Genomic DNA, 22,792 nt, shown 5'->3' with positions numbered 1-22,792 from the left:
AGGTTGTGGATAACTCGTCTAGGAAGCAATGCTTGTGGATAACGTTCTACAAGCCAGCAATTTTTGAGCTATGGCGACACGAAACGAACAGCCAGCTTCCCCGTAGTTTCTCCACGCTCTAGGGCTTCCAGGAACTGCGGCAACTGCTCGTGTCCACCCACGGCGGTGAGATCCACTCGAACATCGCCACGCGCCACTGCCTCCAGCGACCATGCCAGGGAATCCGTGCCGTCTGCAGGGTGTTCGGCTAGCCAGGCACCAACGTTGAACCCGGCTGCAGTTTTGTTTTCCAGCCAGAGTGCCAGCGTGCCGATCTCCACATCCGGTGCCTGCGAGGCATTACCCACTCTGACCAGGCGACCGCCACTGCGGAGCACACGAAAGCCCTGGGTGGTGGCGTCGCCGCCCACGGGATCAACAACAATGTCGTAGGTGCCGTCGGGGATGTCGCGCAATTCACTCCGCAGGTAAGCGGTTCGGTACCCGCATTCGAGTGCCAAGGCTTGTTTTTCCGGGGTGCCGACGACCGCGTCACACGGTCCCGCACCCAAAGCCCGGGCCACCTGCTGGAACTGCGAGCCCAATCCCCCAACCCCAGCGTTGACCAACAGCGATTCGCTTTCGGCGAGGCGCGCGACCGTCGTCAAGGCGAGGTGCGCGGTCACAGTGTTGATGGGCACCACCGCCGCGAGGTCATGATCCAGCTTCTGAGGGATGGGGGCGACCAGTGTTGCTGGGGTGCACACAACCTCGGCGAAGCCCCCGGCAGCTGGAAGGATTGCGGCGACCAGCTGCCCTTCGGCGAGGTGATTCACGCCCTCGCCAAGAGCACGGACAGTGCCTGAAACCTCCAGGCCGGGAACAAAGTCCGGGTTCGAGGGCATGGCCCCAATAGTCCAGAGGGCATCAATAAGCCCCAGTCCAGCGGTATGAACCGTGATGCTTACCTGCCCAGGTTCCGGTGTCGGTTCTGGTTTCTGCACATACTGCAGGCCACCATTATTCACTGTGTAGGCGTACACATTTCCTCCTATATCAGTAGGCTTACATAGGACAGCATACTGACATAAAGGACAGACTGGTCAAGTGAATCTGGAGATGAAAATACTTTATGCAAACCTGTTGCACTAACGGCGTTCAACCTTTAAAGTAAAGAAGGCAAGAGCGCGTTATCCCTGCTAGATAATACTTTTCCCCACCTGCTCCCTGCATAAAAGGACGGTCCGCGTCTCGGGGGGGTGTGGCGCGGACCGTCATCACCCGGTTTCGGGGGGGGTGAACCGGGGCAGGCCACACTGTATATCGGGGCCTTGCGAAATCCATTATGGCACACGATTTTAAGTAGCGCAACTCCGACTTCTACCACACGTTTTGTCTGGGTGTCGCTAGACTGGGCGCTGTGAAGAAAGCAGATCAGTCAGCCTCCCGCGTCGCGGCGTTTTTTGATCTGGACAAGACAATTATCGCCACTTCCTCGGCATTTGCCTTCGGCCGGGAGTTCATGAACAACGGACTCATCACGCCTGTAGAGGCGCTACAGCTCAGCATGGCCAAAGCAATGTATATGTTCGCCGGGCACACCAGTGATCAGATGGATTCAACACGCGACCAGCTAGCCACCATGGTCGCCGGGTGGGATGTCGAGCAGGTCCGCACCATTGGCGAGGAAACCCTTCACAACGTGGTGACTCCCACCATCTACGCGGAGGCCCGCGATCTGATCAAAGCCCACCACGAACAGGGCCACGAAGTGATCATTATTTCCGCCTCCGCCACGGACCTGGTAGAACCCATCGCCCGGGAACTCGGTGTGGACCGCACGGTGGGTAGCCAGCTCGGCATAGAAGACGGAAAATACACCGGCGAGGTGCTGTTTTACTGCAAAGGTCCTGCAAAGGCTGAGGCCATTAATGCGTTAGCCAAGGAACGGAACTATGACCTCAGTAAAAGCTTCGCCTACTCGGACTCCGCCACAGACCTGCCCATGCTGGAAGCCGTGGGACATGCCGTAGCTGTCAATCCCGATCGTGCTCTCAAGAAGGAGGCATTGGCACGGGGGTGGGACATTCGCAGCTTCAAAAACCCAGAACCCCTGTTTCAAACTCGGGACATGGGCATTGGCGCAGGCGTGGTCGCGGGCATTGCCGCCGTCACCGTTGGCGGGTGGTGGCTTGCCCGCCGAGGAAAGCCCGGTCCAGCTTAAACAGCACGCGCTATCCCCTCGGCCTCTTCAGCCCCAGTTTCCCAGGCGCGCAGCAGGAAAACCGGATCTTTAGGATCGTCCTGGTGGCGGTGTAGGTACGTTTCAGGGACGGCCAACCCTCGCGGATCAAAACCCGTCATCACAGCCGTCACCCGGGACGCCACACGCGCAATACTGCCGCTGCGGGGGCCAAAAAATTCACCGGCTTCAAGTTCCATGTGCACAAAAACCGGAAGTAGCCCGGCACGGGGATGGGCGGGACCAACAATGAGTTGCGCGAGCGTCGATAAGCGTGAGGCACCGGAGAGTGGGGTACCGGAGCCACCAAGGAGGGCATCGAGACGCGCGAGCACCTGCAACGGCGCGCGTTGGAAGGTGCGGGCAGTGGCTTGCAGCTGGGCGGGCGCGAGGAGACTGTAGGCGCTGACCTCCGCATCCTCACTACCCCCGCTGAGGAGAGCGGACAGGCGAGCACCCCGGACCGCCGATTCGGAGCTTGTGATCTCCGAGCGGCGCAGATTCACGGGGCGTCGATGCACAGCGGCAATCGCAGCTGACGCGCGCTGCTCCGCATCCGCTACCCCTGCCACAGTGGCCAAAGCGTCAAGGGGGTGCGCAAAAGACATGAACCGAGGATACTCTTGAGTGATAAGTTCACATAACACTGAAAATCGTGGCACGATTGGCTATAGATTCAATTCGCTGATTTTGGAGGATTACGCACCGTGAGCAACACAAACGGACTATTCACTGATGGATCTGACCCCTACGCTCCGCGCGCGAATTCCATCCCCTTAACAGATTCGGATGCGTACACCGCAGAAAACGGGTCCATTGGCGACCTGGTCAGCGATGCCACCGCCCAAATGTCCAGCCTGGTCCGCGCCGAAGTGGAGTTGGCCAAGGCGGAGATCGCCACGGAAGTGAAAAAGGGTGTCTGGGGCGGCGGCCTGTTCGGTGTGGCTGGCATTATTGCGCTGTATAGCTCATTCTTCTTTTTCTTCTTCGTCGCGGAGGTGCTGAACATCTGGTTGCAGCGCTGGGCTGCGTTCCTCATTGTGTTCATCATCATGCTGGTTCTTGCAGGCTTGTTCGCCCTGTTCGGCTGGAGAAAGGTCAAGAAGATCGGCATGCCTAAAGAGACCATCGAATCAGTCACGGAGCTGCGCCAACTCATCCCCGGCAAGGGATCTAAAGCCATTGATGCCCCCGACGGTGGGATGTATAGCTAATTGGGTTCCCTCTCCCCCTCTGAAGTTGCTGTAGAAGGCCCTTTTAGTCACGAGTTCGTGCATACCCGTGGTGTCCGGCTCCACGCCGCCACTGCTGGCGACCCCACAGACCCCCTGATTCTCCTCCTCCACGACCACACCGGGGGCTGGTTTGATTACATTCACTCCATTTCCCCGCTCGCGGCGGCTGGGTTCCACGTTGCGGCATTGGACATGCGGGGATTCGGCATGTCCGACAAACCCCCATCAGGCTATGGCATCCGCTATGCCGTGGGGGATGTCGCAGGAGTCATCCAGTCTCTAGGTCACAAGCGCGCCCACATCGTTGGCTGTGGGTCCGGGGGTGCCGTCGCGTGGACACTCGCCGCAAACTACCCTGAGCACACTTTGTCGCTCACTAGTATGTGTGCCGCCGACCCCTCCGACTATCGGCAACTCCAGCGCACGCGCCCCTGGCTGTTACTTCTCGACGCCCGCCCCTTCCGCACCCCCACTCACAGGCTCCGCAGCCTCACCCACCCCAGTTTCCACCACACGGAATTGTTTGCCCAAGCTGCCGACCTGCGCACCAAAGGTGCCGACATTGCCCATGTTGATGATGCCATGCGCAGAAACGCCCGACTCCGATCCGCACGTTTGCCGCTGAAATGGCACAGAGACCACATCACCCGTCCAACACTTGTGATTCATGGCGATGGTATGCTCTGCCCGCATTTCCTGGAGTTCGCCGCCCGGCGCGTCCGCGGAGAGTCAGTGTCAGTCAGCCATATTCCCGAGACAAAAACGCTGCCTCACGTGGAAAAACCCGAGGATTTTGTGGCCTCGCTACTGACCTTTGTGGGCTAGCGGGCCACACAGTTTTGGGTATTCACGGGGTCAACAAGCTTAGTGATGTCCCCAATCTTGCCCTGCACGTCGGCTGCAGTGAGGACGTATCCGGTGTCCGTGTTGTCGGTAGCGGCACCAAACACCACACCAAGAACGTTGCCATTGACGTCCACCATCGGGCCGCCGGAATTGCCTTGGCGAATGGAGCCGCGCACGGTGTACGCCTCGCGGTCCACACGCCCGCTGGCGTAGATGTTTGGTCCGTTGATGGTGATCTTGTCGCGGACCCTGGCGGGAGCAGCCTCAAAGGGACCGGAAGCGGGGAATCCCATGACGATGGCATCATCGCCGGAGGACGCTACCTCGGGCGCCCAGGGAAGCGCGGGGAGGTCTAGACCAGGACTGCGGAGAACCGCGATGTCTTCGGCCGGGTCGTAAAACACCACGCTCGCTTCTTTAACGCCGAGCGCCGTGTCAAGGTGCACGGTGTCAGTACCTGCGACGACGTGGGCGTTGGTGATCACCATGTCGGGAGCCGCCACAAAGCCGGACCCCATGAGGCGGCGGCGGCACTGCTGGGCGTCGCCAAGGATGTGGATGACGGACGGCCGCAGTTGTTCCACTAGGGCAACGTTGTCCACTTTGATGGCGGGTGCTTCGACTTCACGGGTGACGTGGTCTTCAAACGGCGAAATGAGCGGTGGCAACCCACTTTCGTTGAGCATGGCCGAGATTTTCGCAGGCAATTGCCCCATGAAGCTGGGGGTGAAGTTATCCACGAACCCCAGAATGTGGGATTGCCGCACACCTTGGGCAACGGCGGACGTCCCGCCAGTGGCCAGCGGGATGGCCACAAGCCACGCAACGATGAGGGTGGCTAGAGCCTGGAACACTGCCCCGATGGTCGAGTCGATGCGCTGGGCGCTTTTGAGCCGCATGTTGTCCCGCACCCCGGCCCCCAGCAGACCACCAACAAGGTTACCCATACCCACCAGCAGTACCACTGTGCCCAGTCCCAGAAGGAAACGGAGGGCTGTACTGTCGGTAAGTCCCATGATTTTGGGGGCCAATCCAGCACCGCAGATGAGTCCAAAGACCACACCGATGGTACTGAGCACGGAGGCGAACGCCCCTTGCCGCCAGCCGCCCCACAGGGCGAGTAGAAGTGCGATGACGAGCAGGCCGTCGGTCAAAACGCCTGGGTTGTGGGTCACTATGTTCCTCGTGTGTCGTGGTAGCTATTCTGGTGAGTTACCTCAGCCGTTCATTATTGCGCGATTGTGCCAGAGTTGTTTGGAGATCGTGCACCGTGTCTCGGTCCCATTCTTCCTCCCAGCCGGCTTGGTGTAGGGCGGCACTCAGGAGACCACCGGTGAATCCCCAGATGATGTAGTCATTGATGCGGAACGCCGGTCCGCTCCACGTATTCCACCCTACTGTGATTCGGTTAGCGGGGTCGATGAGCTGATAAACCGGCACGTCAAATACAGCATCGGCTTCCTCGGGGCTGACCACCCCCACATTCATGGGGGTATGCCAGTGTCCGAGAACAGGGTGAACGGGGTAGCCACTGGCAAGGATATGCACTTCACTGAGCTGCGCGAGGGGGGTGACGGTAGTGCGATCTAGTCCGGTTTCCTCCCAGGCTTCCCTGAGGGCACAGTCCACAATGTTGGCATCAGTGGGGTCAAGGCGACCGCCGGGAAAGGCGATCTGCCCAGAATGCGAACGCATGGAGGGTGAGCGGTGGGTGAGCAGCACCGCGGCGTCGTTAGGCAGAGTGGCACTGGTTTCGGTGCCGGAAAACAACATGAGTACAGCGGCTTGTTTGGCTGCGGTAGTGGGCGGGCGCTGTTCCGTGGTGCGGACGGTATCCACGAGTCGATGCATCCAGACAGGTGCCGCCTCGGGGTTCAGGCTGGTGTTTACTCCGGGTGAGTCGTGATTCATGAGAGTGCCTTGTTCACAGCGTCTTCCACTTCCTCAATGCTGCCGAATGCTTCAGTGTAGGTGGCTCGGACCTGACCGTCTTTATCAATGACAACTGTAATGGGCACTACGCTGGGAAGGCTGTATTTAGCAGCGAAGATGTTACGATCATCCTGGTAGCTTGGCAAAGAAATATCCAGGTCATTAAGCATGGCGGCACCGTTGGCTGCATTGGTATCGGCGTGTACACCCACCACGTTGAGGTCTGGATGAGTGGCGGCGAGGGTGTCAAAAAGCGGCAGTTCCGTGCGGCACGGCTCGCACCACCACGCCCACACATTCACGACGGTCGCGCGGGGTTCGGCATCCCCAAACTCTCCGCCAAGACACGGCAAATCCACCCCGCCCACCTGCCGGGTTGGGCAGTTCGGGCGCGCCTGAATGGCTTGCTCCACACTTGTCGACGCCTCCTGCCCGCCGTTGACCGATCGCAGCATCATCGGCACCACAGCCACCAGCATCGCAGCGATCACCACCACGCCCACGAAAAACCACGTGAGGTTAGTTTTCATCGTTTACTCCAGCCATGTGAAACAAATGTTCTCTGTCTGGACTTTTTACCAGAGCTTGAGCTAACGGTATTTCTGTTGGTCCGACTTTTCCATATGAGGGGCATTGTTTGGCCAGAAAACACACGCCGCATGCAGCCTTTCTGCTATGGCACACGCGGCGACCATGAAAGATAACACGATGAGAGAAAAGCGTCCATTCCCGCTTCTCTATGAGCTGTTCAAGGGCGTGCTCCACTTTTACTGGGTCTTTGTCGTGCGTCAAACCCAGTCGCCTCACGATCCTGCCAAAGTGCGTGTCCACCGTCAGACCAGGGATACCAAAGGCGTTACCCAGCACCACGTTTGCCGTTTTCCTGCCCACCCCCGGAAGCTTCACCAGATCCTCCAACCGTGGGGGTACTTCCCCATCAAAATCCTCGTCGAGCATCGCCCCCAGACCAATGAGATTTTTTGCCTTCGCCCGAAAGAAGCCAGTTGAGCGGATGTACGTTTCCAGTTCCTCTGGGTCAGCGTGAGCATAGTCAGCGGCGGTGGGATATCGCTCAAATAAGGCCGGGGTAACCTGATTCACCCGCACATCAGTACATTGCGCGCTCAGTACTGTTGCCACAATCAATTCAAGGGCGTTAGTAAAATTCAGCTCAGCTTGTGCGTTGGGATACGCCTCCGCCAGGATGCGGTTGATGCGCCGCGCCCTGCGTTTGAGCGTCAGAGATGTCTCCATACCTTTTACTGTAGCGAGCAGCCTCAACACGGTATTATTGTGTGCATGACTGCAGCACTATGCCTTCTCACACCTGTTATTTTGGCGGTTTTTGCTATGCAGATGGAACGTTTCGAAGCCTTCAGCACTCGCAGCTCACTTCCCGCCACCAACGAACCGAAAAAAGCGGAAAAATAAACACATTTCCCCACTGCTCCTATGCGTGTTCTCGATCCAGGCATCGAACAGGTCACTTTAACTCCTGCAAAGTGACAAAGAACATAGTAGAGTGTCTTAGAGAGCACAATTTCTAAAATATTTTCGGCCATCAAACCATTGCCTCGCGTAATTCCGCCGGACGCCACCCATGGTCTAGGCCGAGATATGAGACATGTTTCACATGCTGACTAAGGAGTATCGAGTGGAAGCAATTCAGGAAATCCTATCGCGGGCTGGCATTTTTCAAGGCGTCGATCCCGTGGCCGTGGGCAACCTGATCCAAGAATTGGAAACCGTACGGTTCCCGCGCGGCGCAACAATCTTTGAAGAAGGGGAGCCTGGTGACCGCCTGTACATCATCACCTCCGGCAAGGTGAAACTCGCCCGCCACGCCCCCGACGGCCGTGAAAATCTCCTCACAGTGATGGGTCCCTCCGACATGTTCGGCGAATTATCCATCTTTGACCCAGGCCCCCGCACCTCCTCCGCCGTGTGCGTGACTGAAGTGCACGCCGCCACCATGAACTCGGACGTGCTGCGCACCTGGATCTCAGAACACCCGGAAATTTCGGAGCAACTTCTGCGTGTGTTGGCACGCCGACTGCGCCGCACCAACGCCTCGCTCGCTGACCTGATCTTCACTGATGTGCCCGGCCGCGTGGCAAAAACACTGCTGCAACTGGCCAATCGCTTTGGCACACAAGAAGCAGGCGCACTACGCGTGAATCATGACCTCACGCAAGAGGAAATAGCGCAGCTGGTGGGTGCCTCCCGTGAAACGGTCAACAAGGCACTGGCAACGTTCGCCCATCGTGGGTGGATTCGCCTGGAAGGAAAATCAGTGTTGATCTGCGACACGGAACACCTTGCCAAGCGAGCCCGCTAAACCCCCGCTACCTTGTCAAGGTAGCGGACTGTCACCCTTGTGGACTGCTCTGCTGCCCCACGCAGCACGGGGTCCACATCAGTGTAGACTTCATCCACAATCTGCTTGAGTGTGGCGTCGTGACCGAGTTTCTCTCGCGCTGCCTGCACTTGTGCCAGACGCTGCTCGCGGCGGTCAAGATACTTACGGGCCAGGAGCGACAAATCCTCATGTTCTGGGCCATGCGCGGGCAGCAGCATCACGCCTTTGCCACGATCTTCCAGCATGTGGAGGGTGTCAAGATACGCGCCTAGGTCACCATCTGTTTCGGAAATCATGGTGGTGTGTCTGCCAGCAATCGTATCGCCAGTGATAATGCCCTCTAGCGTGGAATCATGAGGCACCCCACTCCACACGAAAAAGCACGCCGAATCAGAGGTATGCCCTGGAGTGTGCACCACTTCAATCTGAGGCGTGACCCCCTCAAGCGTAATAATCTCCCCGTCCACTAGTGGTTCCGCACCCCGACAGTAGGTAGGATCAAAACCCCGCACCGGCGCCCCTGTGAGTTGGCGGAAACGATCAATCGAATCAGCATGATCTTGATGCCGGTGTGTAATCAGCACCAAAGCAACCTCTTCGGCTTTGTTGTGCACAATGTTGAGGTGCCCTTCATCGTCAGGACCCGGGTCAATCACAATACTGCGTGAATCCTCCGGCGCCCGAATGACCCACGTATTTGTACCATCTAAAGAGCTATAACTGGGATTGGCGCATAATACTACTGCTGCGGACTGTGTTACTGGCCGCAGCTGATTGTAAGCAGGGTGCTTCATGCACACTAGCTTAATGCCCAATCCCGTTCTCGTGTGCGCTTAATGAGCAATTTGTGCCCAGGTTAGTGGGCAATCTCCACAACAAGTTCCACCTCAACAGGTGAACTCAACGGTAATTCGGCCACTCCCACTGCGGATCGCACATGTGCTCCCGCATCGCCAAAAATTTCGCCGACAAGATGCGAAGCACCGTTGACCACAGCTGGCTGGCCGGTAAACCCCTCGGCTGAGGCCACGAATCCCACGATCTTGAGTACCCGCGTCACCGCGTCGATCCCCACCAAAGCATCCACAGCGGCAAGCGCGTTCAACACCGCTTGGCGCGCATAGGTAGCGGCATCTTCTGGAGAAATCTCCGCGCCAACCTTGCCAGTGGCGGGGAGAACGCCGTCAACGAAGGGCAGCTGGCCGGACGTCCACACCTGATTACCCACCTGCAGGGCGGGAACATAGGCGGCTACGGGAGCAGCGACGTCGGGAAGCGTAATCCCCAGCTCAGCGAGCCTAGTACTGTGCATTAGTTTTTCTCCCGCTTGAGAAAGGCGACCAGGTTCTCTGGAGTTGGCCCCGGCATCACCGTGACCAGTTCCCAGCCATCCTCACCCCAGGTGTCCAGGATTTGCTTCGTGGCGTGAGTTAGTAGCGGTACGGTAGCGTATTCCCATTGTGTATGACTCATGAAGTCCACTGTACCTACCCTATCCGTGGGCAGGCGTTGTGTTCATTGCACGCTTATTAAATACCGATCAGTTCCCCACCAGCGGCAAGGTAGGCCGCCCAATCTGTAATGTCAGGATTTTTCCGCAACAGCGCCCGGCGCTGTCGCTCAGTGAGCCCACCCCAAACTCCAAATTCTACACGGTTGTCCAGCGCATCCGCGCGACATTGGAGAAGCACGGGGCAATGTCGACAAATTGCAGCAGCCCGGCGTTGCTCTGCCCCACGGACAAACAGGGCGTCAGGATCCCCGTTACGACACTTGGCTTGAGTAACCCATTCACCACGCTCCAACGACGCCGTTTGCGCTGTTCCGCAGGCATATGAGTTGCGCTGGGAATCGGTGATGAGTGAGGTTGTCATTCTCTCAGTCTCCTGGTGGGTGCCTTTCAGATACATTTGTAAGTCTATTCACTTGGGTGGTCCTATGTCGAATGTGTCACACAGGCCGGGGTTATTTTGGTTTCCTCCACGGCAGAATGTGCGTAGGGTGAAGGGGTGTCCTTGATGAAATCTCTGACAAACGTCTGCGCCGCCGTGCTTGCCGCCGGCGTAGCTAGTGCGCTCAGCCTAGCCCCGTTAGCTGGTCTTTCTGGAATGGCACTGGCCAAAACCCAGGAAACCATGACAGCAAACCTGACCGACCTCACCAACGGCGATGCCCCTACAGTGACCACAGTCACAGACGATGCAGGCTCCCCCATTGCGTGGTTATATAACCAGCGACGTATCAACGTCGAGGGTGACCAGATATCACCAGTGATGAAACAAGCCATTGTCAGCATCGAAGATCGCCGCTTCTATGAGCACAAAGGCGTGGACTGGCAAGGAACCATCCGAGCCATGGCCGCCAACATGTTCTCCGGCGCCGTGGAACAGGGTGCATCCACCATCGACCAGCAGTATGTGAAGAACTACCTGCTTCTGGTTGATGCCAAAGACGAGTCCGAGCAGATCGCCGCCACCGAGACGAGCTATGCGCGCAAAATACGTGAAATGCGCATGGCATCGGACCTGGAGGAGCGACTGAGTAAGGACGAAATTCTGACGCGTTATCTCAACATTGTGCCGTTCGGCAGCGGCGCGTTTGGCATTGAGTCCGCTGCAAAAACCTACTTTGGCATCTCCGCCAAGGACCTCAATGTGCCTCAATCTGCCATGCTCGCGGGTATCGTGCAATCATCGTCATATCTGAACCCCTACACCAACAAGCAGGCCGTTATTGACCGCCGCAACACCGTGCTGGACACCATGGTGAGCTCTGGAGCCATTACGGCGGAGGACAGCGCTAAGTACAAGCAGGAACCACTCGGTGTGCTGGAGGAACCAGATAAACTTCCCTCAGGCTGCATTTCCGCAGGAAACAAGGGATTCTTCTGCGACTATGTTGTGCGCTACCTGGAAGAAAAAGGCATCAGCTCTGACGAGCTGAACAAGGGCGGATACACCATCAAAACCACCCTGGATCCGAATGTGCAGGAAGCCGCCCACAATGCTGTGGTCAGCCAGGCCGATCCACAAGCAGACGGCGTGGCCGAGGCATTCAACGTGATTGAACCGGGTAAAGATTCCCGCCATGTGCTAGCCATGACCAGCTCGCGCAACTATGGCCTGGACGCTGACAACATGGAAACCGTGCTGCCACAAACAACCTCCATGGTGGGCAATGGTGCCGGCTCTGTGTTCAAGGTGTTCACCGCTGCCGTGGCGATGCAAAAAGGCATGGGCATCAACCAGGTGTTGAGCGTGCCCAAACGCTATGAGGCACGCGGCATGGGGTCCGGCGGTGCCGCTGGTTGCCCGCCCGCGACCTATTGTGTGGAAAACTCCGGCAACTACAAGGGCAGCATGACGCTCCAGGAAGCGCTTGCGCAGTCCCCTAACACCACATTCGTGCAGCTCATTGAGAACGTAGGTGTGTCCGAAACCGTGGATATGTCTGTGCGCCTGGGCCTGCGTAGTTATACACAGCCGGGCAGCTATGACGGCGAACAGTCAGTCGCGGACTTTATCAAAGACAACAACCTGGGCTCCTACACCCTCGGCCCCACAGCGGTGAACCCCTTGGAGCTGACTAACGTGGCCGCCACCATCGCTTCTGATGGCATGTGGTGTGAGCCGAACCCCATCCTTGAGATCAAGGATCGCCACGGCGAGAAGGTGGACATTGACACCCCCGATTGCGAACAGGTTCTAGAGCCGGATATTGCGCGTGGACTGGGCATTGCACTGAGCCACGACACCAAGAGCGGTACCGGCGCCGCCGCCGCAAACTCCTACGGGTGGAGCACTCCGGTGGCCGCTAAGACCGGAACCTCGGAGTCCCACCAATCCTCGGCGTTCCTGGCATTCAACAGCGGTTTCGCTGCCTCCTCCTACGTGTTTAACGACGGCGGCAACGTCTCCCCGCTGTGCACCGCGCCTCTGCGCCAGTGCTCGTGGGGCAACCTCTTCGGTGGTATGGAGGCCGCCCGCACCTGGTTTGCCGCAGCGAACCAAGTCCCGGCAGCGTTACAAGGAACGCTGCCACCTGCGGACGGAAGTTCCTTTCGCGGCGCGTCCAACAGCTCCGTCCCGGACGTCTCAGGGTTGACGGAAGCTGAAGCCCGAGCGAGGCTTCAACAGGCAGGATTCACCGTCAATACCGTGAATGTTCCAGGGAACGGCACTCCTGCTGGCCACGTGGTCAGTGCGGATAACGGCACGGCCATGCTCGGCCGTGGCACCGTCACCCTCCGAATCTCCGACGGCACCGGGTTTCCTGGCGGTGGCGACATCACCCAAGATCCCGTCACCCTGGATGAAATCACCTCGCTGTTGGAGTCACTGCTGAATCCGTAGGCGCACTGCCTCCGACAGCCGCTTACTGTCCGCCTGACCTGCAACTTCTTCGGTCACGGCGGACATCATGCGTTTCATGTGCTTCATCGTCAGCGGCTCTCCCAACTCCGCTTCCAATGCTGCGGCATGCTTATTGACGACCGCGGCCACCGCGACGTCGTCAAGTTGCTGCGGGAGGTATTCCTCAAGGATCGTGGCCTCGGCGATCTCGGCGTCGGCAAGCTCCTGGCGGCCCGCCTCAGCGTAAATTGCGGCCGACTCCCGACGCTTCTTCACCTCGCGGCGGATAACCGCCAGAACATCTGTGTCGGTGAGTTCGTGCTTGGCCCCCTCCACCGACTCGTAGATGACGGCGGCCTTCAACATGCGCAGCGTTGCTGTGCGTTCCTTGTTGCGGGCCTTCATGGAGTCTTTCAAATCAGCAAGAATTTTATTCTGTAGTTCGCTCATAACAGCAACGATACTCGCGGGGCGCGGACGGACAGGTAGTCTAGGTTCGTGGTTCACAAAGCAGTTAAAATCCTCGCATCCCTCCCCCTTATCGGCGGTGTAGCCGGGCTCGCGCTCGCCGCCTGGGGAAACCGCGAACTCAACCAGTTCACCCTTCACGAGTACACCCTGCCCCTCCTCGAACCAGGAACGCTGCGCGGCGAGAAAGAATTCCGCATCCTGCACATTTCCGACCTGCACATGCTGCCCAATCAGCCGCACAAAAAAGAATGGGTGGCCGCGCTGGACCAGCTGGCGCCCGACCTTGTGATCAACACCGGCGACAACCTCGGGGCTGTCAACTCCGTGCCCCACCTCCTCCAAGCACTCGACCCACTGCTCCACCGCCCAGGGTTGTTCGTCTTTGGCACCAACGACTACTACGCGCCACGCCCCGTCAATCCTTTTGGCTACCTGCTGGGCAAAAAACGCAAGGTCAGCCGCATCACACTCCCCTGGGAAGGTATGAGGGCCGCCTTCATCGAACGCGGCTGGCGCGACGCCAACCAAGCGCGTCACGAATTCAAAGTAGGGCCAGTACGCATCGCCGCCGCAGGTGTCGACGACCCCCACCACAACCTCGACGACTACTCCGCCGTCGCCGGTGCCCCCAACAGCGACGCCGACCTCAGCCTCGCCCTCCTCCACGCGCCCGAGCCCCGCGTCCTTGAGCTTTTCGACGCCGACGGCTACCAGCTCGCCCTCTCCGGGCACACCCACGGTGGACAGATCTGCCTACCTAACGGCAAAGCCATAGTGACCAACTGCGGCATTGACCGCGAACGAGCATCCGGACTGCACCGCTTTGGCTCCATGCTCATGCACGTAAGCAACGGGTTGGGGACCTCGAAATACGCACCTGTGCGACTGTTTTGCCGCCCCTCCGCCACGCTGCTGCGCATCGTGGAGAAGTAAGATGACATGCAGTTTTGTTGTAACCTGCGTCATCGACTAAAGTATTCCGGGTAGTAACCGGGATATGGCGCAGCTTGGTAGCGCGCTTCGTTCGGGACGAAGAGGTCGCAGGTTCAAATCCTGTTATCCCGACCAGATCAAACCCACGCCAAAGCAGGGCGTGGGTTTTGTTTTGTGGGACCGACGTAGAGCAGGTCCACCCGCAGGTACAACAATCACTGCTTCTTGAGCTTAGCGATGGGCCCACTTATGTGCCGCCCCCTACAGCCTGACACAGTTGTATGGCCGACTTCGTGTCAGGGGAGCACATCAGTGATGCATGCAGGTCGCCCGGTCCAAAACAACAAGTATCCCCCGAGGCCACAGACCACGGGGGATACCGAAAAGTAAGTGCAACGAACTTCATCGTTGCTCGATGAGGCCACTGTAGCATGAAGTAGGTGGGAAGAGAAAACGCAATACATATTGAGTCGTTTTTAGGCTCAGCTAGACTAGCACCCTACCTCCACGAATCCAGTGGGGATATTGACCGCGCTGTTGATCTATATCGTTGGAACTGCAACTTAGCGGGGGCTTGGCACACACAGTTCTCTTATTTTGAAGTGATGGTCAGGAACGCCATGGATCGAGCACTAGCGGATTGGAATCAAACACTGGGGCTGCCTGCATCATGGTCTTTAAGGCATCACGCCAACGACGACCTATATCGCCTTATCCAATCTCCCCTAAAAAATGCACGTCGACGTGCAGAGTCAGAGGCTCAATCACGATCAAGACACCAAAACCATCCACGTTATGGTCAGCCAGTCTCACATGACGATATTGTCGCTCAACTAACTTTCGGGAGTTGGTCTTCATTACTAGGCGAGGGTTTATCCTGGCAACGCGCATGTGAAACAGATACGCTTTGGTACGATGCGCTACACAACGCTTTTCCTTATGCTCGCATCAATGCCTCCGGGCGCCGTTATATAGGGAAACGCTTGGAAAGGATGCGGCAGCTTCGTAATCGAATATCACATCAAGAAAACCTGCTACGCATCAATGTGAATGATCGCTTGCGGGACATGCTCACTGTATTGAGCAGTATAGGCCCTAACTATCCAACGTGGGCGATGGCAGATAGCAGGGTTAGGCAAGTCGCCCGGGAGGATCCTCGCAAACAGTGGTAACTGACAATGTGCACGCTATCTACACACTTCTCCGCACCACTACTCCCCCACCAACACCAAGGAGCAGCATTACGATCAGCGCCACTGCCAGCGCGGATCCCGATCCGGCGTTGCCGATGGTGGTAAGCGCTGAGGTTGGATAGTGCAGGGGCATGAGGGCAGAAATGGCCTGCGCCCACGATGCGGTTTCTGCGGCGGCTGAGGTTTTCCACACCCATCCCACCACGCCCACTTGGGCGATGCTGCCGACAGCGAGTGCGATGCGCCCCCAACGCTCACCAAGCAGGGACAGTAGGGCGGAACTGCCGAACACGGAAACTCCCGCCGTGGCACACAATGTCAGAACCCCCAGCAGTGCACTCCCCACACCAAGCCCATTCGCAAGGAGAGCGAAGAGCACACTACCCACAAGCGCCAGACCACCGGATACTCCCAGCAGGTTCAGCCAGTTTCGACCACCACCGGTGCTCCAGACGTAGGCCACCCCTGCTGCGCTGACCAGCGCGGCAATGAGGAAGGCATACATGGGTGGCAAGCTGGAGGTTTTCTCAGGCTCGGAATCAGTATTTTCCGCAGGTTGCACCTGTGTCACTGCGGGCAAGGCACGCTGCATGGCAGTGGTTTTGTCCTGGGTTGCCTTAGCCATTCCGTCAATGCGCTGGACGCCGTTGTGGAGCTCACCAACGGAGGCTAACGCGGCGTCGACACCCGTGGCGTATTCCTGCATGCGGGAGGACAGCTGCTTGGAACCGTCGGTGGCTGTGTAGATGGCGTCGTGGTATTGGGAACCAGGTTGGGTGAGCTGGTTGGCGATATCGCGGGAACCGCTACGCAGTTGGGCGAGCTGGTCAACCGTTCCGCCACCGAGTTTGAAGCCCGCCACCTGAGAGCGGAAACCAGCGAGTTGTTTGCGGGCATCGGCAGCATCGGGAGCGGGATTGGCGGCAAGTTTGCGGTCGGCGTCGTCAATGGCGGCGAGGAGCTGCGGCTGCAGGGCAATGACGCCTTGTACCTGTTCCACAGCCTGGTCCACACCATCGGCGACTTGGCTGGCTGCGGAGCCAAGCTGCCCCGTGCCTGCCTGGATCTGCGTCATACCGTCAGCAAGCTGTTGGGTACCGTTTGCAAGTTCTTTGGTCGCACCAGTCATGTCGTTGGCGCTACCAGTGAGTTTGTCTACACCTGCCACAAGTTCCCCAGTGCCGGTGACCAGAAAACCTGATTGCGTACCCGCCTCACCCGCTGCACGCCGAGCCCCCACGAGGCTTTCGGGCGGGATCCCGCCAGTACCACCCGCTGCGGGAGCACCACTGGTGGTATCGCTGCTGTTGTTCCAGGTTTGAGAGACATCAGAACCTGATGCAGCAACATAGATAGCACCACCGATGAGCGGCAGCGCGAGGGCAAGACTGACAAGAAAGGTACGCAAGGGGCTCATGTATGCAGTCTAGCTGTATAAAAGCCGTGAGCGCAGATGCTGACTCATAAGCAAACGCTGAACAAACAACAAGAAGCGCTGCATTCAGGCACGTGGGATTGCCGCCGCTGGTAACGTGGTTTTGTCTATAGTCCCCGATTTTTCAGGTGTGTAGTGCCGTGACCTTGCTTGTTGTGCTTGTGCTATCGGCGGTTGCTGTGGGGGTTTCCCCGTTTGCTGTTCGCGTATTGGACCGAAAAGCTGGGTGGCCGTTAGCGGCGTTGTTTATTGCCGCTGCGTGGGTGGTGGGACGCCATGTCCCTGACGTTATTTCCCATTCACCATTGTCCTACAAGATAACGTGGCTTAAGGATGCCATTGCCCCAGGGATGGATATTGATTTTGCGTTGCGGGGAGATGCCCTCAGCGTATTTTTTGCCCTGTTAGCTCTTGTTATTGGCGCGGCTGTGTTTATCTATTCCGCCGCATATTTGCATAACAATGACGGCAATACCAGCTTCTATCTCATTATGTCAGCATTTATGCTGTCGGTGTTGCTACTGGTGTTGTCGGACGATGTTGTGGTGCTGTTCATCGCCTGGGAGCTGGTGTCCATTGGTTCGTTCCTGCTCATCGCCCGCGCGGGATCGGGCGGCGAGGCGGGTTCGATGCGCACATTGATCCTCACTTTTACCGGCGGTTTGACCCTGCTGGCGGCGGTGGCGATTATGGCCACTCAGGCTGGAACAACCAACCTGACGGATATTATCGCCTCGAATTTCTGGACGGAAAAGCCTGGTTTGACCACCGCCATCGCCATGCTTATCGCAGTGTCCGCGTTTACCAAGTCGGCGCAGTTTCCTTTCCATTTCTGGCTCCCGGAAGCCATGGCTGCGGCCACTCCGGTGAGTGCGTTTCTGCACGCCGCCGCCGTGGTGAAGGCAGGCATTTATCTGCTGTTGCGTTTTTCGCCGGTATTTCATAACAATGCCGCCTGGAATGTTGTGCTCATAACGGTGGGTATGTTTACTGCCGTCATGGCCGCATTGTTTGCGGTGCAGAAAACAGATTTGAAGCGCCTGACCGCGTATTCCACGGTGTCTCATTTGGGCTGGATCGTGGCAACCATTGGCGTGGGAACGCCGTTTGCCCTGGCAGCAGCGCTAGTGCACACATTTGCCCACGCCCTGTTTAAGTCAAGTTTGTTCATGCTGATTGGCGTGGTCGATCACCAGGCTGGGTCGCGTGACGTTCGTCGCTTGGGTTCGCTCTACCGCCAGATGCCGTTCACCTTTATTTCCGTGGTGGTGGGCGCATTGTCCATGGCTGCTGTCCCGCCGCTACTGGGGTTCATTTCTAAGGAAGGGATGCTGGAAGCATACACCGAGGCACCCCTTCCAACCGCCGCCGTGTGGTTGCTCCTCGCCGCCGCAGCGACGGGCGCGCTGCTGACAATCACCTATTCCACTCGCCTGGTGTTTGGTGCGTTTGTGGATGGTCCCCGCGATATGTCGCAGGTCAAGGAAGCCCCCGTAGTGCTGTGGCTTCCCGCCGCTCTGCCTGGGTTGATGTCGGTGCCGCTGGCCTTCATGGTGGGTGTGTTGGACGCTCCGGTAGGGGCGGCCGTCGATACGCATGTGCACCTGGGGTTGTGGCACGGGGTGAGCACGCCGCTTTTGATTTCCCTGGGTGTCCTCGCCGCTGGGGCCGTTGTGGTGTGGAAGCGTCAGGCAGTATTTGCGCTTGCCGACGCCCGCCACTTCCTCCCGTTCAACGGAAACAAGGCGTTGCAGGGGTTGCTGTTGGGCATGGCTCGCTGGGGTCGTTTTGTGGCGCGCATGGCGGATTCCTACAGCCCGACCCCACACCTGACCTATCCGATCCTCATGATTGTGCTGCTCGCGGCCGGAACCACCATGTTCCCCGGCGTAGATGGCGTGCCCATGCAACCGCGTGTGGACGGCATTGACCGTCCCATGGACCTACTGCCGCTGGCAATCGTGGTGGTGTCGGTGATCACGCTCATCACCACGCACTCGCGCCTCACCGCAGCTGTGATGCTGGGTACCACCGGCGTGGGTGTGACGTTGCAGATCCTGATGCTGGGTGCCCCGGACGTGGCGCTCACGCAGTTCCTGGTGGAGCTGCTGGTGGTGGTGATCATCATGTTTGTGCTGCGGCAACAACCCGAGTTGTTCCACCGCACGTCCAGGCCGCGTAGCGCGCGCGCCGGGATTATTGCCATCGCCGCTGGTGTAGCCACCTTCCTGGGCGTGTGGGCGCTGTTGGGCAGGCACGAACGCCCAGAGATTGCGATGTGGTACCTGCGGGAAGCGCCGGGCATTTCAGGCGGCGCAAACGTGGTGAACACAATTCTTGTGGAGTTCCGTGCACTGGATACCATGGGCGAACTTTCGGTGCTGGGTATGGCTGGTGTGGTTATTGCAGCGGTGGTTGGGTCGATTCCCCGGCACCCCTTCCTGAAAGGCACCCATCCCGCGCCGTTCACGCTGCCTGAGGTGAATTCGATCCCCATGCGCATGCTGTGCCGCGCGCTGGTACCGGTGCTGAGTGTGCTGGCGTTTGTGATCTTCATGCGTGGGCACAACGATCCTGGCGGTGGTTTCATTGCGGCGCTGGTGGCCTGTGCCGCCGTGGTGGCGCGGTATTTGTCCAAGGGGTCGGACGGGCCGATCGTCAAGCAGAACACACCCTTCTACCTGACTGGGTTCGGCATGCTCACGGCCCTATTCGCGGGCGTGCTGGGGCTGACGCATGGGTCGTTCCTCTACCCCATTCACGGGCATATCCTGCACCAACACGTGACCACCTCCATGATCTTTGACCTGGGCGTGTTCCTCGCCGTGCTGGGCATGCTCACCCTGGCAATTAACGCCCTGGGTGGACCACAACGCCCCGGCGCGGACCGTGATCTTCTCCCGTTTACCCGCGGCAGCAATCATCCTCTCCCCCAGACGCCGCAGGTTGATGCTTCTGACACTTCCGAGGCTGGTGTTTCCTCATGATTATTGCTGTGACTATCGCAGTGTTGGTTGCGGGCGGGGTGTACATGATCCTGCAGCGCGGCATGGTGCGCATTGTGTTTGGCATGGGTTTGGTCAGCCACGCCACAAACTTGCTGATCCTGGCCACGGGCATTGGGGCGTGGCGTAGCGAACCGTTTGCGGAGCGCACGCCCCTGTCCGACGCGGCTGACCCGTTGCCGCAGGCGTTTGTGCTGACGGCCATTGTGATCACAATGGCGACGACGGCGTTTATGTTGACGCTGGCGGCACTGGGTCGTTCCGACGATACACGCACGGTGGAGGACCCGGAGGAAGAGTCGCCACTGGAGACCCGCGGCCGTACCGCCTCGGTGTCAGAGTCGGCGGTAGCTAAGGAGGAGCAGCGATGAGCGGTGTGATGCTGCCTTTGTTCATGGCCAGCGGTTTGACGGGCGCGGCGTTGGCTGTGGTGTCCCCGTGGCGGGTGCTTCGCGACGCCCTGGCACTCGCCATTCCAGCTCTCGGAACTGTTGCCGGGATATGGTTGTTTGCCACCACCGCGCAGCACGGAACCATCGCCCACAGCGTGGGGTTGTTTACCGGCGGAGTGGCCATTCCTTTCGCTGCGGATGCGCTGAGTGCGGTGATGATTGTCGCGGCGTCGATAGTGGCGTTCGCCTCCAACTGGTTTGCGCTGGTGGTGGGCGAAACCCGGGCGCGTTTCTACCCGGCGCTGACGCTGATGCTGTTGGGCGGCGTGTACGGCGCACTGCTGACGGCGGATTTGTTTAACCTGTTTGTGTTCATTGAGGTGATGCTGCTGCCGTCCTACGGCCTGATCACCATGACCGGGTCGTGGTCCCGCCTGGCTGGTGGCCGCATGTTTGTGCTGGTGAACCTGCTGACGTCAACGGTGCTGCTGATCGGCGTGTCCATAGTGTATGGCGTGATCGGCACGGTGAACCTGGCCGCACTCGCGGGCGCAGCCAAAGGCAACGGACCGCTGACGGTGGCGATGGGCCTAGTGGTGCTGGCGCTGTCGGTGAAGTCGGGCCTATTCCCCGTGCATACGTGGCTGCCGCGCACCTATCCGGGAACCTCAGCTGCGGTGATGGGTTTGTTCTCTGGGCTGCACACCAAAGTGGCGGTGTACGCCCTGTACCGCATCTATGTGGTGGTGTTTGACCTGGATCAGCGCTGGGCGTGGACGATTATCATCTTCTGCGTAGTCTCCATGCTGGTGGGTAGTTTCGCCGGGCTTGCGGAGCACGCCATGCGACGCATTATTGCCTACCAGATGGTCACCGGCATGCCGTACATCGTGGTGATGCTGGCGTTCAGTGCCGACGATCCCACGCGCGCCGTCGCCGCCGGCATTGTGTACATGGTGCACCACATGATCACCGTGGGGTCGCTGGTACTCACCGCAGGTGCCATTGAGGAAACCTACGGCACGGACCTGCTTTCTCGACTGGACGGGTTGGCCCGCCGCGACCCCCTGGTGGCCGCCGTGTTCGCCATGGGTGCATTCTCCATCGTGGGATTCCCCCCGTTTTCTGGCCTGTGGGGCAAGGTGCTCGTGGTCACGGAAATCGCACGCGCCGGGGATTGGCACGCCTGGCTGGTCATTGCCGTGATTATTGTGGCGAGCTTTGGTGCGCTACTGTCCATGATCCGCCTGTGGAGGGAAGCGTTCTGGGGCGGCAACGTCCAGCTCCCCGACGGCCTGTACGTGCCATTGACCAAACTCGCACCCGGCGCGGCATTGATTGTGGTGTCCGTGGGCATGTTTATCGCTGGTGGCGCGCTTATCGACGCCGCGATGACCGCCGCCTCCGGCCTGCTTGATGTGTCCGGGTATCAGCACGCCATCCTAGGTGACGTGAACGCTGCAATTGGAGTGGTGAAATGAACCGGATTATTCACGGCGTACGGTACTCAACCTGGCTGATCGGCCAAGTGATCGTGGGCGCGTTTGTCATTGTCTTCGATGTGATCAGGGTGCGATCCCAAATGCACCCTGCGGTGGTGGAGTATCCCCTGCGGGTGCGCTCCGACTGGGAGTTAGCGGCGTTTTCCACCTCCATCACCATGACCCCGGGTACGTTATCGTTGGGCTTTAAAGACGTGGACGAGTCTGGCTGCCCACGGGTTTTGTTGGTCCATGCTGTGTACGGGGCGGACCCGGACGAGGTTATCGCGGGGCTTGCGGACATGGAGGAACGCCTCGCGCCACACGTCAAGGAGGTTGCGTAAATGACTATGGTTCTGTGGGCGTGCATCGCCGTCATTGGGGTATCCCTGCTGGCCACACTGCTGCTGATGGTGCGAACCAAGGATGTGCCCAGCCGGGCGGTACTGGCAGACATGATTTTCTACTGCATGATCGCCACCTACCTGGTGTGGACGCTGTTGCATGACTCCTCCATAGCCTACGAAATCACAGTGCTAGGTGCGCTGCTTGGCCTGCTCAGCACAGTGTCTATGGCACGCATCCTGTCGAAAGGACGCCGCTGATGAGTATTGCCGCTGTCATTGCAACCGCGCTGGTGGTGGTGGCCACCCTCCTGATCGTGGCAACCGTGATTGCCCTGTGGCGCGCCCCCGACGCCGTAACCCGCGCAAACCTCATGGGCCCCACCACGGGTGTCGCCGCTCCCCTGCTCATCATCGCGAAAGTAGTGTACGACGCCGCCGACGGCATCACCCCCAACAGCCTCATCCGTGCGGTACTAGCAATCCTGGGACTGCTGATCGTAGCCTCCGTGTCCGGGTTCTACATGGGGCGCTCACTGCAGGAAACCGCGCGGGAACGCACTGAGGCTGCGGAGGCTGCTGACGCTTAGTGT

Annotated in this window: 25 protein-coding genes and 1 tRNA gene; 14 read left to right on the top strand and 12 right to left on the bottom strand. The window is 58.9% G+C overall.

What is annotated here, in order from left to right; genetic code table 11:
• Positions 1-68: 68 nt before the first annotated feature.
• Positions 69-1,022 carry a quinone oxidoreductase family protein gene (locus tag CDUR_RS01160; protein ID WP_179418674.1) on the bottom strand — a complete coding sequence of 318 codons (954 nt, stop codon included), beginning with the start codon at positions 1,020-1,022 and terminating at the stop codon, positions 69-71.
• A 377-nt stretch (positions 1,023-1,399) separates the two neighbouring features.
• On the opposite strand from CDUR_RS01160, the gene CDUR_RS01155 reads away from it, so the two are divergent.
• Complete coding sequence (locus tag CDUR_RS01155) at positions 1,400-2,203, top strand: HAD family hydrolase (protein ID WP_290208009.1); 804 nt, start codon at positions 1,400-1,402, stop codon at positions 2,201-2,203.
• Here the strand turns inward: CDUR_RS01155 and CDUR_RS01150 are convergent.
• Entirely contained in the window at positions 2,200-2,829 is a 630-nt protein-coding gene (locus tag CDUR_RS01150; protein ID WP_179418673.1) for a hypothetical protein, read from the bottom strand. The genes CDUR_RS01155 and CDUR_RS01150 overlap by 4 nt on opposite strands.
• Positions 2,830-2,928: 99 nt before the next feature.
• Between CDUR_RS01150 and CDUR_RS01145 the strand changes: the two genes are divergently transcribed.
• Together CDUR_RS01145 and CDUR_RS01140 are read left to right on the top strand one after the other, a co-directional pair.
• Positions 2,929-3,435 (top strand): phage holin family protein, encoded by a 507-nt coding sequence (locus CDUR_RS01145; RefSeq protein ID WP_006062729.1) that lies wholly within the window; start codon positions 2,929-2,931, stop codon positions 3,433-3,435.
• A 57-nt stretch (positions 3,436-3,492) separates the two neighbouring features.
• On the top strand, positions 3,493-4,281 hold the full coding sequence (locus CDUR_RS01140; RefSeq protein WP_273111954.1) for an alpha/beta fold hydrolase: 789 nt from the start codon (positions 3,493-3,495) through the stop codon (positions 4,279-4,281).
• Here CDUR_RS01140 and CDUR_RS01135 read toward each other — a convergent pair.
• From CDUR_RS01135 to nth, 4 genes are read right to left on the bottom strand one after another with little or no spacing between them, the layout of a single operon-like run.
• A complete protein-coding gene (locus CDUR_RS01135; RefSeq protein WP_051033924.1) occupies positions 4,278-5,477 on the bottom strand; it encodes a MarP family serine protease in 1,200 nt (399 codons plus the stop codon). The genes CDUR_RS01140 and CDUR_RS01135 overlap by 4 nt on opposite strands.
• A gap of 37 nt (positions 5,478-5,514) precedes the next feature.
• A complete protein-coding gene (locus tag CDUR_RS01130; protein ID WP_375379402.1) occupies positions 5,515-6,153 on the bottom strand; it encodes an NUDIX hydrolase in 639 nt (212 codons plus the stop codon).
• Between the two features lie 56 nt (positions 6,154-6,209).
• Positions 6,210-6,764, bottom strand: coding sequence for a TlpA family protein disulfide reductase (locus CDUR_RS01125; protein WP_179418671.1), 555 nt, complete (start codon positions 6,762-6,764; stop codon positions 6,210-6,212).
• Positions 6,754-7,488: an endonuclease III gene (gene nth, locus CDUR_RS01120; RefSeq protein ID WP_179418670.1), complete on the bottom strand. Its 735-nt coding sequence runs from the start codon at positions 7,486-7,488 to the stop codon at positions 6,754-6,756. Before nth ends, CDUR_RS01125 begins: the two co-directional genes overlap by 11 nt.
• A 45-nt stretch (positions 7,489-7,533) precedes the next feature.
• On the opposite strand from nth, the gene CDUR_RS01115 reads away from it, so the two are divergent.
• Both CDUR_RS01115 and glxR read left to right on the top strand, forming a co-directional pair.
• The gene (locus tag CDUR_RS01115) at positions 7,534-7,665 is read left to right on the top strand and encodes a hypothetical protein (RefSeq protein WP_006062723.1); all 132 of its coding nucleotides are present in this window, start codon (positions 7,534-7,536) and stop codon (positions 7,663-7,665) included.
• A 223-nt stretch (positions 7,666-7,888) separates the two neighbouring features.
• Positions 7,889-8,572, top strand: a complete 684-nt coding sequence (gene glxR, locus CDUR_RS01110) for a CRP-like cAMP-activated global transcriptional regulator GlxR (protein WP_179418669.1) — start codon at positions 7,889-7,891, stop codon at positions 8,570-8,572.
• Here the strand turns inward: glxR and CDUR_RS01105 are convergent.
• From CDUR_RS01105 to CDUR_RS01090, 4 genes are all read right to left on the bottom strand, one after another.
• Positions 8,569-9,387, bottom strand: a complete 819-nt coding sequence (locus CDUR_RS01105) for an MBL fold metallo-hydrolase (RefSeq protein WP_040359289.1) — start codon at positions 9,385-9,387, stop codon at positions 8,569-8,571. The two genes, glxR and CDUR_RS01105, sit on opposite strands and share 4 nt — an antisense overlap.
• Before the next feature lie 62 nt (positions 9,388-9,449).
• A complete protein-coding gene (locus CDUR_RS01100; RefSeq protein WP_006062720.1) occupies positions 9,450-9,905 on the bottom strand; it encodes a RidA family protein in 456 nt (151 codons plus the stop codon).
• Positions 9,905-10,066: a Sp36 family protein gene (gene sp36, locus CDUR_RS01095; RefSeq protein WP_006062719.1), complete on the bottom strand. Its 162-nt coding sequence runs from the start codon at positions 10,064-10,066 to the stop codon at positions 9,905-9,907. Before sp36 ends, CDUR_RS01100 begins: the two co-directional genes overlap by 1 nt.
• Positions 10,067-10,122: 56 nt before the next feature.
• The gene (locus CDUR_RS01090) at positions 10,123-10,467 is read right to left on the bottom strand and encodes a WhiB family transcriptional regulator (protein ID WP_040359288.1); all 345 of its coding nucleotides are present in this window, start codon (positions 10,465-10,467) and stop codon (positions 10,123-10,125) included.
• Positions 10,468-10,602: 135 nt separating this feature from the next.
• Here CDUR_RS01090 and CDUR_RS01085 point away from each other — a divergent pair, with 135 nt between their 5' ends.
• Positions 10,603-12,945: a transglycosylase domain-containing protein gene (locus CDUR_RS01085; protein WP_290208008.1), complete on the top strand. Its 2,343-nt coding sequence runs from the start codon at positions 10,603-10,605 to the stop codon at positions 12,943-12,945.
• Here the strand turns inward: CDUR_RS01085 and CDUR_RS01080 are convergent.
• Complete coding sequence (locus CDUR_RS01080) at positions 12,928-13,395, bottom strand: GatB/YqeY domain-containing protein (RefSeq protein ID WP_179418667.1); 468 nt, start codon at positions 13,393-13,395, stop codon at positions 12,928-12,930. The two genes, CDUR_RS01085 and CDUR_RS01080, sit on opposite strands and share 18 nt — an antisense overlap.
• 48 nt (positions 13,396-13,443) lie before the next feature.
• Between CDUR_RS01080 and CDUR_RS01075 the strand changes: the two genes are divergently transcribed.
• Both CDUR_RS01075 and CDUR_RS01070 read left to right on the top strand, forming a co-directional pair.
• Positions 13,444-14,349, top strand: coding sequence for a metallophosphoesterase (locus CDUR_RS01075; protein ID WP_179418666.1), 906 nt, complete (start codon positions 13,444-13,446; stop codon positions 14,347-14,349).
• Positions 14,350-14,407: 58 nt separating this feature from the next.
• A tRNA-Pro gene (locus tag CDUR_RS01070) sits at positions 14,408-14,484 on the top strand.
• A gap of 1,056 nt (positions 14,485-15,540) precedes the next feature.
• On the opposite strand, the gene CDUR_RS01060 is transcribed toward CDUR_RS01070, so the two are convergent.
• Positions 15,541-16,959: a YhgE/Pip domain-containing protein gene (locus tag CDUR_RS01060; RefSeq protein WP_179418665.1), complete on the bottom strand. Its 1,419-nt coding sequence runs from the start codon at positions 16,957-16,959 to the stop codon at positions 15,541-15,543.
• A 158-nt stretch (positions 16,960-17,117) separates the two neighbouring features.
• Here CDUR_RS01060 and CDUR_RS01055 point away from each other — a divergent pair, with 158 nt between their 5' ends.
• The 6 genes from CDUR_RS01055 to CDUR_RS01030 are packed head-to-tail and all read left to right on the top strand — an operon-like array spanning position 17,118 to position 22,789.
• Positions 17,118-19,964, top strand: a complete 2,847-nt coding sequence (locus tag CDUR_RS01055; RefSeq protein WP_179418664.1) for a DUF4040 family protein — start codon at positions 17,118-17,120, stop codon at positions 19,962-19,964.
• Positions 19,961-20,353, top strand: coding sequence for a cation:proton antiporter subunit C (locus CDUR_RS01050; RefSeq protein WP_006062710.1), 393 nt, complete (start codon positions 19,961-19,963; stop codon positions 20,351-20,353). The genes CDUR_RS01055 and CDUR_RS01050 overlap by 4 nt, the downstream gene beginning before the upstream one ends.
• Positions 20,350-21,855, top strand: coding sequence for a monovalent cation/H+ antiporter subunit D family protein (locus CDUR_RS01045; RefSeq protein ID WP_179418663.1), 1,506 nt, complete (start codon positions 20,350-20,352; stop codon positions 21,853-21,855). Before CDUR_RS01050 ends, CDUR_RS01045 begins: the two co-directional genes overlap by 4 nt.
• Positions 21,852-22,199, top strand: a complete 348-nt coding sequence (locus CDUR_RS01040) for a monovalent cation/H+ antiporter subunit E (RefSeq protein WP_006062708.1) — start codon at positions 21,852-21,854, stop codon at positions 22,197-22,199. Before CDUR_RS01045 ends, CDUR_RS01040 begins: the two co-directional genes overlap by 4 nt.
• The gene (locus tag CDUR_RS01035; RefSeq protein WP_179418662.1) at positions 22,200-22,460 is read left to right on the top strand and encodes a monovalent cation/H+ antiporter complex subunit F; all 261 of its coding nucleotides are present in this window, start codon (positions 22,200-22,202) and stop codon (positions 22,458-22,460) included.
• On the top strand, positions 22,460-22,789 hold the full coding sequence (locus CDUR_RS01030) for a Na+/H+ antiporter subunit G (protein WP_179418661.1): 330 nt from the start codon (positions 22,460-22,462) through the stop codon (positions 22,787-22,789). The genes CDUR_RS01035 and CDUR_RS01030 overlap by 1 nt, the downstream gene beginning before the upstream one ends.
• Positions 22,790-22,792 lie beyond the last annotated feature (3 nt).

Source organism: Corynebacterium durum (assembly GCF_030408675.1).
Classification (GTDB): Bacteria; Actinomycetota; Actinomycetes; order Mycobacteriales; family Mycobacteriaceae; genus Corynebacterium; species Corynebacterium durum.
Note: the sequence above shows the minus strand (reverse complement) of the source record. Positions and strands in the feature narration are given on the sequence as shown.